This is a genomic window from Neobacillus niacini (assembly GCF_046591715.1).
Taxonomy (GTDB): Bacteria; Bacillota; Bacilli; order Bacillales; family Cytobacillaceae; genus Neobacillus; species Neobacillus niacini_L.
Map to the genome: position 1 here is coordinate 440006 of NZ_JAWVNQ010000003.1, position 15701 is coordinate 455706.

Annotated in this window: 17 protein-coding genes; 15 read left to right on the plus strand and 2 right to left on the minus strand. The window is 37.1% G+C overall.

Annotation, left to right across the window (positions count from 1 at the left end; translation table 11 throughout):
* The first annotated feature begins 201 nt into the window (after positions 1-201).
* The 8 genes from SFC47_RS12145 to SFC47_RS12180 all read left to right on the plus strand — a co-directional run bounded on the left by SFC47_RS12145 (position 202) and on the right by SFC47_RS12180 (position 6431).
* Entirely contained in the window at positions 202-681 is a 480-nt protein-coding gene (locus tag SFC47_RS12145; protein WP_411254524.1) for a hypothetical protein, read from the plus strand.
* Positions 682-755: 74 nt separating this feature from the next.
* Positions 756-1331: a signal peptidase I SipW gene (gene sipW / locus SFC47_RS12150; protein ID WP_411254525.1), complete on the plus strand. Its 576-nt coding sequence runs from the start codon at positions 756-758 to the stop codon at positions 1329-1331.
* 78 nt (positions 1332-1409) lie between these two features.
* On the plus strand, positions 1410-2021 hold the full coding sequence (locus SFC47_RS12155; protein WP_411254526.1) for a TasA family protein: 612 nt from the start codon (positions 1410-1412) through the stop codon (positions 2019-2021).
* A gap of 73 nt (positions 2022-2094) precedes the next feature.
* Positions 2095-2943 carry a TasA family protein gene (locus tag SFC47_RS12160; protein ID WP_411254527.1) on the plus strand — a complete coding sequence of 283 codons (849 nt, stop codon included), beginning with the start codon at positions 2095-2097 and terminating at the stop codon, positions 2941-2943.
* A gap of 21 nt (positions 2944-2964) precedes the next feature.
* Positions 2965-4182 (plus strand): choice-of-anchor L domain-containing protein, encoded by a 1218-nt coding sequence (locus tag SFC47_RS12165; RefSeq protein WP_411254528.1) that lies wholly within the window; start codon positions 2965-2967, stop codon positions 4180-4182.
* 85 nt (positions 4183-4267) lie between these two features.
* Positions 4268-4870 carry a TasA family protein gene (locus tag SFC47_RS12170; protein WP_411254529.1) on the plus strand — a complete coding sequence of 201 codons (603 nt, stop codon included), beginning with the start codon at positions 4268-4270 and terminating at the stop codon, positions 4868-4870.
* Between the two features lie 288 nt (positions 4871-5158).
* Complete coding sequence (locus SFC47_RS12175; RefSeq protein ID WP_411254530.1) at positions 5159-5410, plus strand: DUF2535 family protein; 252 nt, start codon at positions 5159-5161, stop codon at positions 5408-5410.
* Positions 5411-5588: 178 nt separating this feature from the next.
* A complete protein-coding gene (locus SFC47_RS12180) occupies positions 5589-6431 on the plus strand; it encodes a DegV family protein (RefSeq protein ID WP_411254531.1) in 843 nt (280 codons plus the stop codon).
* Positions 6432-6458: 27 nt separating this feature from the next.
* Here SFC47_RS12180 and SFC47_RS12185 read toward each other — a convergent pair whose 3' ends face one another.
* Positions 6459-7346 (minus strand): MBL fold metallo-hydrolase, encoded by an 888-nt coding sequence (locus tag SFC47_RS12185; protein WP_411254532.1) that lies wholly within the window; start codon positions 7344-7346, stop codon positions 6459-6461.
* 201 nt (positions 7347-7547) lie between these two features.
* Here SFC47_RS12185 and SFC47_RS12190 point away from each other — a divergent pair, with 201 nt between their 5' ends.
* From SFC47_RS12190 to SFC47_RS12215, 6 genes are all read left to right on the plus strand, one after another.
* Complete coding sequence (locus SFC47_RS12190; protein WP_411254533.1) at positions 7548-9065, plus strand: spore germination protein; 1518 nt, start codon at positions 7548-7550, stop codon at positions 9063-9065.
* Between the two features lie 12 nt (positions 9066-9077).
* Positions 9078-10199, plus strand: a complete 1122-nt coding sequence (locus SFC47_RS12195) for a GerAB/ArcD/ProY family transporter (protein ID WP_411254534.1) — start codon at positions 9078-9080, stop codon at positions 10197-10199.
* Positions 10183-11340 (plus strand): Ger(x)C family spore germination protein, encoded by a 1158-nt coding sequence (locus SFC47_RS12200; RefSeq protein WP_411254535.1) that lies wholly within the window; start codon positions 10183-10185, stop codon positions 11338-11340. Before SFC47_RS12195 ends, SFC47_RS12200 begins: the two co-directional genes overlap by 17 nt.
* A 77-nt stretch (positions 11341-11417) precedes the next feature.
* Complete coding sequence (locus SFC47_RS12205) at positions 11418-11993, plus strand: SCO family protein (protein ID WP_411254536.1); 576 nt, start codon at positions 11418-11420, stop codon at positions 11991-11993.
* Positions 11994-12102: 109 nt separating this feature from the next.
* Positions 12103-12927, plus strand: a complete 825-nt coding sequence (locus tag SFC47_RS12210) for an SGNH/GDSL hydrolase family protein (protein WP_411254537.1) — start codon at positions 12103-12105, stop codon at positions 12925-12927.
* Between the two features lie 6 nt (positions 12928-12933).
* Entirely contained in the window at positions 12934-13509 is a 576-nt protein-coding gene (locus SFC47_RS12215) for a YpmS family protein (protein ID WP_411254538.1), read from the plus strand.
* A gap of 38 nt (positions 13510-13547) precedes the next feature.
* On the opposite strand, the gene SFC47_RS12220 is transcribed toward SFC47_RS12215, so the two are convergent.
* Positions 13548-14294 (minus strand): DUF4397 domain-containing protein, encoded by a 747-nt coding sequence (locus SFC47_RS12220; RefSeq protein WP_411254539.1) that lies wholly within the window; start codon positions 14292-14294, stop codon positions 13548-13550.
* A gap of 307 nt (positions 14295-14601) precedes the next feature.
* On the opposite strand from SFC47_RS12220, the gene rsgA reads away from it, so the two are divergent.
* Complete coding sequence (gene rsgA, locus SFC47_RS12225; protein ID WP_411254540.1) at positions 14602-15672, plus strand: ribosome small subunit-dependent GTPase A; 1071 nt, start codon at positions 14602-14604, stop codon at positions 15670-15672.
* Positions 15673-15701 lie beyond the last annotated feature (29 nt).

Below are 15701 nucleotides of genomic sequence, written 5' to 3' on the forward strand. Positions count from 1 at the left end.
GTTAGGAAAATGGAGAAAATTAGAGAAAATACAATTAAACCGTTCTATATAAAGAAAATTTGCTGTATTTTCATATTTTGTAATTTCTTTATATTGGCATATACTTTACTTGTTGGTTCTTTTTAAAGAACGGTTTGTACATAAAAAAGAATTTTTCTAACGAGCTTCTATGTAATGTGTAGTAAAGGGGGGATTATAAAGTTGAATTTTAATCAAAATCGTACCAATAGATCTCGAAAGAGTAAATTTCCATCAAAGAGAGAGAGATTAATATTAATAATCAATATTTGGCTGTTTTATTTATTAGTAATCTCAATGATGCCTTTAACAAGTCAAACCTATTCATATTACGTAGATACCCATAAGATCTCAAACTCATATTCAACGATAGAAGATTTTTGTAGCGATCCTAGCTATTCTAATAACCATATAAACCAATGTAAGGAACAAACAGATCAGAAATCGGCAGAAAATAAAAATAATGAAGATAACCCTCAAACTCCCGAAACAGAAACCTATCCAATTAACACTATTGAACCCATCCAAGACAATAATACAACAAATACTTCAGAGTCAACAGTTAACACAGAGGCAAAAACCGTAATAGAAGAACCAGTAGAGGAGCCCGAAATATCAGCAGAGATGGAGCAGGATAATGCTGCTGTATCTGAAACTCAATAGGTGTAGGTATTAGCTAATTACTAATAAAATTCAAGATTTAAAGTCTCATAATATTTATTTTCGGCAGGTGAATTATGAATTTAATAAAGTTTAGAAAATGGCTTAGTCGTATTGTTTCGTGTTTATTGTTTGTGAGTTTAATCATAATGCTATATTCAGTAATTTCCTCAAAACTTATTGGAAAAGAACCCCAGGTATTCGGCTATCAATTAAAAACTGTATTATCTGGATCCATGGAACCAGATATAAAAACAGGATCAGTTATTGCTATTAAACCTGTAAAAAATAAAATGGATTTTGCTGAGGGGAATGTTGTTACTTTTATTTCTAAAGACGATCACTCCAAATTAATAACTCATAGAATTCATGAGGTGATTGGTGATAAAACAAATCCTGTTTACATTACTAAAGGAGACAACAATGAGGTGCCTGATTCAGATCCTGTTATACCTCAAAATATTGTTGGTGAGTACCATGGATTTACAATTCCTTACATTGGATTTCTAATGCAGTTTGCTACTTCTAAACTAGGGAATGTTTTGTTGCTTATCCTTCCTGGTGTTGCCATTCTTCTATATTCATTAATTACTATGTGGAAGGCATTGGCTGATTATGAGAAAGAGAAGAATAACAAAGTAGTAGGGAACTAAATGATTGTTACCTTCCATTTATGAGGGTTCAATATAAAGAATACATACCCAAAAGGGTGATAAGAGGAGGAAGAATTAATGAGTATTAAAAAGAAAATGGGCATGGGTTTTGCGACTATGGCAGTTGGCGCAGCATTAATTGGAGGAGGAACCTTTGCTTACTTCAATGATGTTGAAACTTCAAGTGGCAACACTTTTGCTACGGGTACAATTGATTTAAAACCTGAAATTGATGGGGCAGCTTTATTTTCAATAACGAACCAACGCCCTGGTCAATCGTTCTCCGGTTCTTATACACTTTCAAACGGAGGAACATTAGATATCGGTGAAATAAAGTTAACAGGTTCTTATACAACTACGGATGGTGAAACAAAAGATCAGAAAGATTATGACCGTGATGGTACGGTAGGAAATAATGCTGACCTTGCCACTCAACTTGTAATTGATTCATTAAAATTTAAAGGTGCAAACGTTACAGTTGCCGACAAGGATGGAGACGGAAAAGTAACGCTAGCTGACCTAACAGGACAGACAATCCAATTAGCTGGTTTAAATGTAACCGCTAGCGGTGTACTGGAAATTGCCGGTCATTTCCACAACGAAACAAATGCCACTCAAAACGAATATCAAGGTGATGGCGTATCCGTAAATCTTTCTTTTGAAGCACTTCAAGAAGATTGGGATAAATAGTATTTTTATATATTGATAATTAGTAAATATAACAGGTAGTGGACGGTCTACCTTCAATAAAGGAGAGAATTGAATGAAAAAGAAATTTTTAGCACTTACATTAGGTTCAGTAGTTTTAACTGCAGGGATTATAGGAGGTACGTTTGCTTATTTTAACGATGTAGAATCATCAAATAATAACAACTACTCTGCTGGAACACTTGATATAACTAGCTTACGAAATGACCTTCCAACTGTAGGACCAATGTTCTATACCAATACTACAGCAGATGGGCTATTAGGAACTGGTTTGTGGAAACCAGGAGACGCTCATACTAGAGGATTATTCATGGAAAATAGCGGAACATTAAATGGAGTCTTAAAGAACATTTCAGCAAAGCCTGAAGCGGCAGCAAACTCACAAGCATATGCAGATGCAATGGAATTTGCTAAACAATCGGTTGTTACAATTAGTGTACTTGAACCTGTATCAGGTGAGGGTACATTTGACAGTACTACTTATGCTGAAATGTTAAAACAAGTTAATGATTTATACAATGAAAAGTGGGATCTTTATTGGGGAATTGAAGCAGCAAAAGAAGGAAATCTTGATTTATTTGGATCACTTGATTTAGCAATTAAAGTAGCACAAAATGTTGCCACAGACATGTTAGGAGAAGTATTTACCACTACAGTCACTGATATCTTAGGAAATGAAAAACAAATCCAAGGAAGAGTTGCAGATGTAATCACAGAAAAGAGTCTGGAAGATGTAGTTAATAGTGGTGTTAATGTACAGAATCTTGGATTCACAGTTACACCTGGAGAAGATATGTATTTTGCCTACACTGTTAAGTTCTTAAACTTAGATCCTAGCTTAAATAATCCATTACAAGGTAAAGAGGTCAAATTTTCATTCTCTTCTGAATTTGTACAGGAATAAAGAAAAGAGGGAGGCTAATTTATGAAAAAGAGAACTATAGGGAAAATAGCAGCATGTGCACTTACTCTTGGACTGGTAATCCCAACACAGTCTTTTGCAGCAGAATCAACTCCAGACAGGGTTGGAGAAACAAAAGTGTTTCCTAAAGCTAAAATGGGTATATCATCAACTGGACTCCAAGTAACTAACATGAGTTCATTAACGCCTGAAGATTTAGTGAGAAAGATAGTAGGTAATAATGTTCAAATTAGCAATATAAGATTAAGCGGTGTTTCCCATTCATCTGGTATCTTTACAGGTGGAGATGGGATCCTAGGATTCAATGATGGAATTGTATTGAGTTCCGGAAATGTAGGTTTTGCAGTTGGGCCAAATTCATCTAATTCTATTACAGAACAAAATGGTTTAGGTGGGGACATTGATTTAAATACATTAATAACTGGAACTCAGGACGCTACTTATTTGGAATTTGATTTTATTCCTAGAACAGATACAATCAAATTTCAATATGTTTTCTCTTCCGATGAATATACTGAATATGCCGGGACAGCCTATAATGATGTTTTTGGATTTTTTGTAAATGGTAAAAATGTAGCGGTTATCCCTGGAACTCAAACACCAGTATCAATTAATAATGTAAATCACTACTCATATTCGGAATATTTCATCAACAATATGGATGGCCATGTAAATTCAGAAATGGATGGATTGACCACTGTTCTACCTATAGAAGCAACAGTTAATAAAAACCAAGTAAATCATATTAAATTAGCAATAGCTGATGTGGGGGATAGTTCCTACGACTCAAACGTTTTTATTAAAGCAGGAAGCTTCTCGGATAATCCAAATGAAATATTTGGTGAAGGATATTTACAAAGTGAGGCAGGTCAAACAAGACAGTTTGGTCTTACAGTAAATAAAGCGACTTCAGAAGAATGGATGGCCAAGTTAAACTTTGTAGATGCCAGCAGAAAAGGTTATTATATGATTTCTGGTAATGGTCCAATTTCTGATATGAATTTTATTGCAAACAATACTGGAATGGAATTTACGGTACCAGTTAATGTTACTAAACTATCCTTTCCTGTTGTCATCGGAAAAGCACTTGCCAAGGTAAGGGTTATTGATAATGGTCAAGCTGGAGATACTTTTGAACTCAACATTATTTCTGGAAGTGCTGCTGGTTATACTACTGGTGAATCTGTAGTAATAAATGGGCAGGTTAGTGTAATTTATTAGAACATGTTGAGGAGTGGGGGAGATCCCCCTCTCCATTAGATGTTAAATCCCAGTAATTATAATGACAGAAATTGGGGGATTAACAATGATCCAATTCAAAACAGGTGTAACTATATATCTAATTTTTTTAATAACAGTACTGTTATTCCAAGTTCCTTCAATGGTTACAGAAGCATCTAAAAATGAGGGGAAAATTGATATCTCTACTAATCCAAGTATGATTTTTGACATAAAAAATATGAAACCGGGTGATGAAGAAAACTCTACTTTTACAATATTAAACAAAGGGGATTTTGATTTTAAGTATCACATTAAAGCAGGACATGAATCTGGATCTATACAACTATTTAATAATCTGATTTTTTCAATTAGAGAGGGAGATAATGAAATTTTCAATGGACCGTTTAATGACTTTAATGTGATTGAAAGTAGAATACTAAAAAAGAAAACCCAAGAACCATTAATATTTTCTGTTAAACTTCCAATCCAATCGGGGAATGAGTATCAAGGTCTTTCAACCAAAGTGAAATTTGATTTTATTGCAGAAGGAGATACATCTGTAAATATAGGTAACAATAATCTACCAAATACTGCAACAAATTCATTTAATTTAGTATTTATTGGACTTCTGTTAATTGTACTGGGATCAATATTTTATTTAATTCGAAGAAAAAAAGTTGATGTATGATAAGACCTTGATTTAAATATTCCAAGGTCTTTTACATATTCAGTGATTAACCTTAGGTGGAAGATATGGCCTAATTATTATTCTCCATTTAAAGTATTCTTTCTCAATTATTTCTACATATTTTAGTATTAGTTTTTTTATGCACAATTGATGAACTGTGTTATGTTCCCAGAATAAAGACTCCCAATACCTTCATAAATAATTTTCCAATCTAAACACATTTAGACACATTTCGAGCCCACATAGGTGTATAATATATACAAACGGGTGAAAAAGAGGATTGATATTTTGTTATTCAAAAGCCTAGAGTTCAAAAATGTTGTTGGACAGAAGGTTAAAGTCGTGGAAATTCCTGTATTGGAGGAAGGTAGCACTTATAAATTTATGATCCAAGTCCGTTTACAAAAATTTATTAATGCGATCTATCAGGAAAAGAAACCGAAAAAATGCTATTCATTTAAAGAGTATTTGAAAAAGGTAATGAAATGGCCTGATTATGAAGCACTGTTTAAAGTAGAAGAATTAAAGAATAACGCATAATACTTTTCGGAACACCGTTATCCAAACGGTGTTCTTTTATTTTCACAATCCAGCTGCAGCCGAAGAACGAAGTGCCTCTGCTTTTTGTTCACATTTATTTCATGAAAATAGGGAAATCATATCATTAAGATGAGGGAACATGTATAATACAATGGAGAATTCCTTAGGATGTGAGTGAATGAGCAAGATTAAGATTGTCACCGATTCAACGATGGATATGACGAAAGAACAGGCTGACCAATTAGGTGTTGTGGTTGTGCCGCTATCCGTAACGATAAATGGAGAAACCTATCTAGACCGTGTAGAAATTCAACCTGCTGAATTTATGGAAACGATGAAGGATTTAAAGGATTTACCGAAAAGTTCGCAGCCTTCCGCTGGAACCTTCCTTGAAGTATATGACCGTCTTGGTGAAGAAGGCTATGAAGTAATTTCTATACATATGACAGGTAAAATGAGCGGTACCGTTCGTTCTGCTGAAAGTGCTGCGCAAATGTCCAATACCAAGGTCACAGTGGTGGACTCTGAGTTTATTTCAATCGCCCTCCAGTTCCAGGTGCGGGAAGCGGCGGAAATGGCCAAGCAGGGGAAAAGTACAGAAGAAATCCTTAAACGCCTCGATTCAGTCCGCCAAAATTCAAGGCTGTATATTATGATTGATACATTGGAGAATATGGTGAAAGGCGGCCGGATTGGGAAAGGGAAGGCATTCATTGGGTCCTTACTCAATATCAAGCCGATTGCTTCCTTAGAAGGTGCCGAATACAATCCAGTGGCAAAGGTCCGCAGTCATTCACAAGTCGTTAAATGGCTGGCAAAACAATTTGCCGAGGATGTCAAAGGAAAAAGTATTAAAGGTGCAGGCATTGTTCATGCAGAGGCCCATGAATTAGCTTCCAAAGTTAAGGATGCATGCATTGCTTTAACAGGATATCAGGATATTTCAGTTGATTATACAGGTCCAACGATTAGTACCCATACAGGACCAGGCGCAATTGCCTTAATGTATTACTTTGAATAAAGCAGGATGGTGCACACCGCACCATCCTTATTTATTGACCAGCTCTATTTCAGAACCCTGCACACTATACCCAAGCCGCTGCAAATGCTTACGAATTCCGCTTCGCTCCCACGTCTTCAGAATCAGCACCTCTAGCATTTTTTTCGGATAAAAGATACCAATGTTGGATAGCTCCTCAAAATTCATCCCTTGACGCACAGACTTTTCAATGATTTCGTCACGTTGGTCGATCATCGCAATGTACTTGCTCATTGCTTCGATAAATTCCTGTCTTGTGAAAACACCTTTCTGATGACCTGTAATATAGGTTTCTGCATCCAGCTCTAACAATACTTTACTAGACTCAATAAACTCGTTAATATCCCCATCGGTCCCAAAGTACCACGGTCCAAACGAAGTCATATCGAAATCACCTGTATAGACGACGCCTAGCTCAGGAAAATAGGGAGACGTGTAACCTTTTGTATGGCCGGGTGTATGTAGAAAATGTACCTTCACACCACTAAAGTTGTATTCTACATCGTATTGATATGTCCCGGAAATTTCACCAAGATTTTGAACCCATTCCTTTGGCATCTGTTTTCGCAAAGCTTCCACACCTCGAGGACCCCACTCTTGGTAAACTCCGTTTCCTCTTGCAATTCCTTCAATCGATTGAATGGTCTCAAACTCCAATGGATTGATCCATTTCTCTGTATTTCGAAACAAATGGTTATGCAGAGTATGGTCCGGATGGTAATGAGTGTTCACCACCAAATCCACTCCATATTCATCATCTAATGCTCTGAGCTCCGCTGGGTCTGCACCGGTATCAATTAGTACCTTATCTTTACTATTAATATACAAGCTTCTTGAAAAAGGAACCTTACTATTATTTGCTCCTTCAATAATCATGATAGGACCTATTCGTCTCATACCACACACCTCAATTTTTCTAATACTATTTATCTTAATTTTCTGCCTTATGAATGAATACTCATTCATAATACCATAACTTCAATTGATAATAAACCTTATTTCATTAAGGCTATTGCCTCATCTTTGCTGAGTTGAATTTGGGTAAAAATAGAATATTTGGTAAAGCTATAAAAAATTGATTTGTTAAAGGTGCTGCCAATGTTTAAATGGATATCTGGCAAAAAAACGCCAGAGGCTGAAAAGGCTCATAGTCTAGTCATTGATGAACTAAAGGAACAGCTTCAGAAAGAGCTGGTTGCCTGTTCAGACTTAATGTTTCGGACGTTAAAAAAGAACGATAAAAAACTGGTGATATGTTTTGTCAGCAGTTTGGTTGATAGTGCAGGGCTGGATGATTTTCTCCTCAAGCCTATTCAAGAAAATCCTAAAACAAGTTGGACGGTGGAGGAGCTCGTCCAAATTCTTCCCATTGCCGATTTATCAGGGGCAAATAAAATAAAGGAAATTGTTTCTGCCTTAATTGAAGGTAAAAGCTATCTATATGTAGAGGGGGAACCCTTTGGGCTCCTTGCTAATATTAGTAAGCCTGTTGAACGGGGTCTTGCACAGGCAGAAACGGAATCGCTTGTATTTGGTCCCAAAATTGCCTTTACCGAATCACTCCAAGGAAATATCAATATCTTAAGAAACAATATTAAAGATCATAATTTGTGTATGGAAGATTTAACAATCGGGACAAGATCAAAAACGCAGGCAAAACTCGTCTATATTAGAGGTGTAGCAGAAGAGGAAAATATTAATTCGTTCAGACAAAGAATTAGTGAGCTTGAAATTGATCATGTTCAAGGCAGTACGGTCCTAGGTCAATTAATAGAAGGAAATAGCTGGTCTGTATTCCCGCAATTGATGTCAACGGAGCTTCCTGACCGAATTACCCTGGCCTTAATGACAGGGAGAGTGGCTGTCTTAATGGATCGAAGCCCAGATGCAATTTACGGACCCACGCCATTATTTACCTTTTTTGAATCTACCGAAGATATTTATATGCGCTGGAATATGGGTTTCTTCTTAAGGATACTCCGCTTAATGGCGACATTTTTATCCGTCCTGCTGACGCCGGCTTATGTGGCTGTATTAACTTATCATTATGAAGTTATTCCCTCGCCCCTGCTTGTTTCATTGGGGCAATCCAGGTCAAATGTTCCCTTTCCGCCTGTGTTCGAAGCGCTTTTACTTGAATTTGTCATTGAGTTATTACGTGAGGCGGGAGCAAGGCTGCCAACGAAGGTTGGTCAGACGATGGGTATTGTAGGCGGTATCGTTATAGGACAAGCGGCCGTTGATGCAGGTTTTACGAGTAATATTTTGATTATTATTATTGCACTCAGCGCTCTGGGATCCTTTACAACACCTAGTTATTTAATGGGTACAGCGATTAGGATTATCCGCTTCCCGATTATTATTATGGCAGGTTTTTGGGGGGGAATCGGAATCATGGTCTCCTTTTGTTTCTTTATTATTCACCTATTAAAACTAGACACATTAGGCAGACCCTATTTGTCACCAGTTTATCCATTAAATTTTAGGGATTTAGGGTATAGCTTATTTCGGTTTCCTTTACAATACTTATCTTATCGCCCCGTAACGAACCAGCCTGAAGACAAAAATCGCTATCCAGCGAAAAAGGCAAAGCAGAAAAAGGATGTAGATGAATAGGAGCGGACATACATGAATGTGAATTTACATCCCAAGGAAGGATTACTATTTAGTGCGTATCTCCTGCTATTTGTCATCCATGGTGCTCAAACGGGCGTAGGACTTGTAGGACTTCCACGTGTCGTATTTTTAAAAGCACAGCATGACGCATGGATTTCTGTAATGGCAGCTGGATTCATTACCTCTGTGGTTCTATGGTTTATGATAACCATGCTCAAGCAATATGATAGTGCTGATCTGTATGGAATCCATCTTGATGTATTTGGCAAATGGGTGGGAAATTCACTGAGCTTCATTTACATGATTTACTTGCTCAGCAGCTTTTTTGTTATTTTTATGAATTATATCGAAATTGTTCAAGTTTGGATTTTTCCAAATTTACCAACGTGGCAGCTTGCTTTTGTTCTGATTTTCCTTGCTATTTATGCCGTCTATGGCGGGGTAAGAATCATTGTCGGTGTGGCCTTCTTATCTGTATTAGGCACGATTTGGATTCTATTCATCGCATTTGTTCCGCTTCGTTATGGAGACTTCAATCATTTGTTCCCTATTATGAATGTGAGTGTTGGTACGATTCTAAAAGGAGCTCATAGTACAACACTCTCTATGATGGGATTTGAATTGATCATGTTTTTTTATCCCTATATAAAGGAGAAGAAAAAAAGCATGAAGTATGCTCAAATTGCAAATGTGTATACAACACTTCTCTTTACGATGGTAACAATTATCTCAATTGTGTTTTTTGCTGGAGATAGTCTTAAAGCGGCAATTTGGCCGGTATTGTCCATGTTTAAAATAGTTCGTCTACCAAACTTAGAACGATTTGAATTCATCGCCGTATCATTTTGGATGTTAATTATACTCCCTAATATGTGCCTTTATTTGTGGGCCGCTTCAAAAGGGGTTTCAAGGATAGTGGGACTGAAACAAAAAACTGGAATATGGATTTTTGCAATCCTTGCTTTTGTAGCAACCTTTTTCTTCCAGGCAAGATATCAGATGAATACAGTAACAGATTTGGTCGCAAAAACAGGTTTTTTTGCCGCAATCTGCTATCCAGTGGTTCTTTCATTTATTGTCTTTATGAAAAAATGGTGGGTAAAAAGGAGAAATAGCCATGCAGAGACGTCATAAATGGAAATGGATCATGGTGAATATTGTCTGTGTAATGTTCTTGAGCAGCTGTGTCGAAACAAAGCAGCTGGAAAAGCTGGGGCTGATCACCGCGCAGGGATATGATTTAGAAAAGGAAAATAAACTTAAAGGTACCGTTGTTGTCCATAAATTTGATCCTGTAGCAAAAAATCTAACCAAAATCATCACAGTCGATGCGAATACAAGCAAGGCGCTACGACAAAAGCAAAATCTTGAGATTGACCAAAAGCTTGTTTTAGGGCAGCTTCGCTGTGTGATTTATAGTAAGGAGCTAGCCGAGAAGGGAATATCACAACTCGTAGATGCTCTAAATCGGGATCCTACTGTTGGAAATATGGTATATCTAACGATAGCTGAAGAGGATGCCTATTCCATCATGAATTTTAATCAAAAGAAGCTTAAGGTTAACCTGGGTACCTATTTATATAATTTAATCAAACAAAATGTAGAGAGTGAACAGCTAACATCACCAACCTTGCATGAATTTAATCATAATTTTCAGGACCATGGCAGGGATCCGGTCCTGCCTATCCTAAAAATTAAAGGCGGCGGGGTAGTAATTAAGGGAATTGCTCTTTTTAAGGATGATCGAATAGTTGGGGAATTAAAGAATGAGCAGCTCTTTTATGCAAAGGTGCTGTCAGATAAATATAAATCCGGTACACAAGAGCTTGGTTTTACTCGATCTCGATTTGAAAAAATCATTAAGGAAAAAGATGAAGGTAAAAATAAGAAGGTCTATAATAAATTATTTATTAGTATTGATAATATTCGAAGTAAATCAACAATTAAATTAATGGACAAGAAAACGCCCCATTTTAGAATCGATGTGAAATTAGATTCAAGATTACTTGAAGCAACAGAACCATTAGACCTATCCACTACCGGGAATATTAAATTTATAGAAAAAGAAATTAATCGAGAAATGGAAAAACAAATTATGGATTTGCTGCAATATTTTCAAAAGAAACAAGTCGATCCAGCAGGGTTTGGGAATGAATATATGGCCCATATTCGTAAACAGCCGCTATCCAAACAAGAATGGAGAGAGCTCTATAAGGATGCAACGTTTGAGGTACATGTGGATAATACGGTTGTTAAAACGGGCGTAATTGATTAATAGAATGCTTTTCTTTTCTCTTTCCATAATCTTTGTTACACTTATCACAAGAGAATAAGATTATGGGGGATATAGATATGAAGAAGGTTTTATCGTTACTGCTAATTCTAGTTGTATTCCTGCTGTCTGCGTGTGGACAAGAGGGGATTGAGAACCCACTGGATTATCCGGTCAATGATTTTAACGCGGTGACACAAGAGAATAAACCATTTGAAAAGAAAAATTTGGACGGTAAGATTTGGGTGGCAGATTTTATTTTCACCAATTGTGCAGATGTTTGTCCGCCAATGACGGCAAACATGACCAAACTGCAAAAAATGGTTGAAGAGGAAGAACTGCAAAATGTTGAGTTCGTATCATTTAGTGTCGACCCAACCGTTGATACACCCGAAAAACTAACAGAGTATACCAAGAACTTCGGACTGAAGGATGATAATTGGACTTTTTTAACGGGCTATTCGCAAGAATTTATTGAAACCTATGCGAAGGAAACTTTTAAAACACTAGTGAAGAAACCACAAGAAGGCGACCAGGTTATTCACCAAACATACTTTTTCTTAGTGGGGCCGGATGAAAAGGTTAAGAAAATCTATGATGGGTATCAGGAAGTGCCATATGATGAAATGATCAAAGATATAAAAGCGTTGCAATAGACCTTTTCATAAGGTCTATTTTTTTGGAAAAGAATAGGATATAGTACCAGCCTGTTTTGAATTATTTACGTCATGTTATAATATCATTAGTAAGAAGGTGGTGAAGAAAATGATAAAGGTTTCTGCCCTTCTCATTCTTTCGACACTTTTCTTAAGTTCCTGCAGTCCATCCGATAACTGGGCTCTGCATAAAGAACGGAGTGTTTCTGCTGTTGTTTATGAAGAGGTTCCTGTCGATTTTGTCCCAAAGGAAATTAGCATTCTTTCCGCTGGTGATTCCTTAACAGAGGGTGTTGGCGATACCACGAACAATGGAGGATACCTGCCTTACTTAAGAACTTTGCTCGAGGAAGAAAAGGGGATTAAGGAAGTAGATTTCTATAACTTCGGTGTAAAAGGTAATCGGACACCGCAATTATTAAAAAGACTGCAAACCGATGAGATGAAAGACAAAGTTTCTGCTGCAGATTTAGTTATATTAACCATCGGCGGCAATGATATTATGAAGGTAGTAAAAGATAATATTTCTAATTTGCAGCTGTCCATCTTTAAAAAGGAAAAAGAAGTATATATAAATAATTTATACCAAATCATTAATACAATTGTTCGAACTAATCCCGATGCCTATATTGTTTTGGTAGGAGTATATAATCCGTTTTCTCAATGGTTTTCTAATATTAAAGAGCTGGACCAGATTGTTTCAGATTGGAATGTTGCCAGCCAAAGTGTTGTTTCTAATTATCAAAATGCGTATTTTGTAGGAATTGAAGATTTATTTAAAAATCCAACAGAAAGTCTATTGCATAGTGATAACTTTCATCCGAATAATAAAGGGTATGAATTGATTGCCCAAAGGCTAAATCAAACCTTAGAAGAACAGACATTACCTGATCTCGTTAAGAAGGCGTATATGGTCAGTAAAGAGGAGAACTAGCTTTCTATGGAAAACAAATGGAAAACGGGATTCTTTCTGATAGCAGGATTAAATCTTTTGATTGTTATCATTCTTTTATCGCTAATCTTCGTTCCTGCTGATGAAAAAGGAACTATTCAAAAGACTCCGGACGAAAAGAGTGTATCTTTCCAAGTCAAGTCGAATAAGGCTGACTTGAATGTATTAATTAATCAGTATATTCAAAAGGAAGCGGCAGATTCACCGATCGATTACAGTGTTCAGCTCCGTGATGAAGTGGAATTATACGGGACATTGCAATTCTTTAGTCAAGAAGTAGATCTAAAACTAACCTTTGTTCCCGAGGCATTAGATAATGGCGATTTAGTCCTAAAGCAGAAGTCGATTTCGGTTGGCAGTCTGCCTCTGCCTGTATCTTATGTACTTAAATTTATCAATGATAATTATAAACTCCCTAAAGGTGTCGACATACAGCCAAATAATAAAATAATTTATGTCAACATGCAGCAATTAAAGTTAAAGAGTGATGTGAAAATAAAGGTAAACAAGTTTGATCTGCAAAAGGATGATATTGCATTTACGATTGTCGTACCCGTTGAATAAGGTGCCTCACAAAACGTGAGCCACCTTTTTTTTTGCTTCTAATCCTTCAATATCATCGCTTGCAAACCAGGATCATCCTTCGAAAGACCAATTAATACAATCGTATAGGATTCATTTGGACGAAACTGTGCTTTTGGCATCGATAGAACGATCTTTTTTGTTCCAGCCTCTCTAAGTTCTAGATCCACGGTCATCGGCATAATTCCTAGGTAGTCACTTGTTTGTTTATAGGAGATGCTAGGAAACACAACATCTCGATCTTTAACAGCCATATCTAAAGCTCCAGTATCCGGTGATAAGTGAAGAAAACGTATTTTCGATTCATTCATGGGAACTTGGTGCTGGTTAAGGTACGGCAGCAGGCGCATTTTTTTTACTGAGTCGATAATGGCTAGTGTATAGGATTTATCAGGTTCAACGGTGATTCTTTTATTGAGGATACTATCGGTCGAATTACCGGTTGGGTATATATCAATATGATACTTTCCAGGCTTCAAGGCAAGATAATTGCTAGCCACTCTAAAAGGAAGACGTTTCACTTTCATTTGACCATTGATATATATATCTACTTCATTGGCATCAGGTGAAGTGTGAAGGAACCGGACCCTGCCTTCGGTTTGGGATTGCTGGATATTACGTTCTATTATCGCTTTATTCATATATTTGAGGTGCTTCATATAGTAATGCATGTGCAGGTTTGGATTAGCGTATTTATAATTGTGAGCCAGCAAATCATACATCGCAGCACGTTGCAGGTAATCAGAATGATTTCTATTTCCAGACATACCCTTCTCTCCTTTCTTACGTTCTTTACAAGTTAATTTATTCAAGCATGTTTAGGTGGGTGTCTATTATTGGATTTTTTGTTTACAAATGGATAAAAGTGACATATACTTATTACAAATAAGTCGGAAGGCGGGTGAAGTGTAATGTTAAATGAAAATACGTTAATTGCCGTTTATTTCAATATCGTTTGCACAGCCCGCAGATTCACCACTTAGGGGAATCTATACCCATTATTCCTTTTGTGAATAAAACCATGGGCTGTGCTGCCTATGGTTTTTTATTATGCGAATTTTTGGAGGAATATGGATGAATTTAACTAATATTGGATTAACAGATAAAATCAATCACGATTTTTTAACACAAAGACAAACTGAAGAGATGATTATTGGCCGGGTGGCTTTGGAACATAAGCATATGTACCGTGTGTGGACAGAGCATGGAGAGTTACTATGCGAAGTTTCTGGGAAATTTAACTTTGAAGCGATATCTCGTGAGGATTATCCTGCTGTCGGGGATTGGGTGATGCTAAAATCCCGGGTGGACGAAGGAAAAGGTACGATTTATTCAGTGATGCCCAGGTTCAGTAAGTTTTCCCGTAAATCTGCGGGAAGAGTGACGGAGGAGCAAATTGTTGCTGCAAACGTGGATACGGTTTTTCTCGTAAACTCATTAAATGATGATCTAAATTTAAGAAGAATAGAACGCTATCTGCTGCTCACATGGGAAAGTGGTGCCAATCCAGTGATTGTCTTAAGTAAGGCCGATCTTTGTGAAAATATCGAAGCGAAGATAAGAGAAGTAGAAGCTATCGCTTTTGGCGGGGTACCCGTTATCGCGATAAGTGCGGAAATGAACAGTGGAATTGAACAGCTCGAGCCTTACCTGCAGCCTGGAAAAACGATCGCTTTATTAGGTTCCTCTGGGGTAGGGAAGTCGACGCTTACGAATTTGTTATTGGGTGTTAAAAAGCAGGCAGTTAAGGAAATTCGAGAAGGCGATGACAAGGGACGTCACACCACTACACACCGCGAAATGATATTATTGCCAAATGGCAGTGTCTTAATTGACACACCAGGAATGCGGGAAATACAGCTTTGGGAAAGTGCAGATGGATTAACCGAAACCTTCTCCGATATCGACGAATTAGCGGAGATGTGCCGGTTCCGGGACTGTAAGCATAGAGATGAGCCGGGTTGTGCGGTATTGAAGGGTATTGAAGAAGGTTCTTTGGATTCAGGACGTTTAAGAAGCTACAACAAGCTCCAAAAAGAACTCGCTTATATCGAAAGAAAAGCAGACAAACGCGCGCAGACAGAAGAACAGAAAAAGTGGAAGAATATCACGAAGCAAACCCGTCAGAAGAAGAAAATTAAATAAACAGTTATAGCCGAACCTAAAGACGGGTT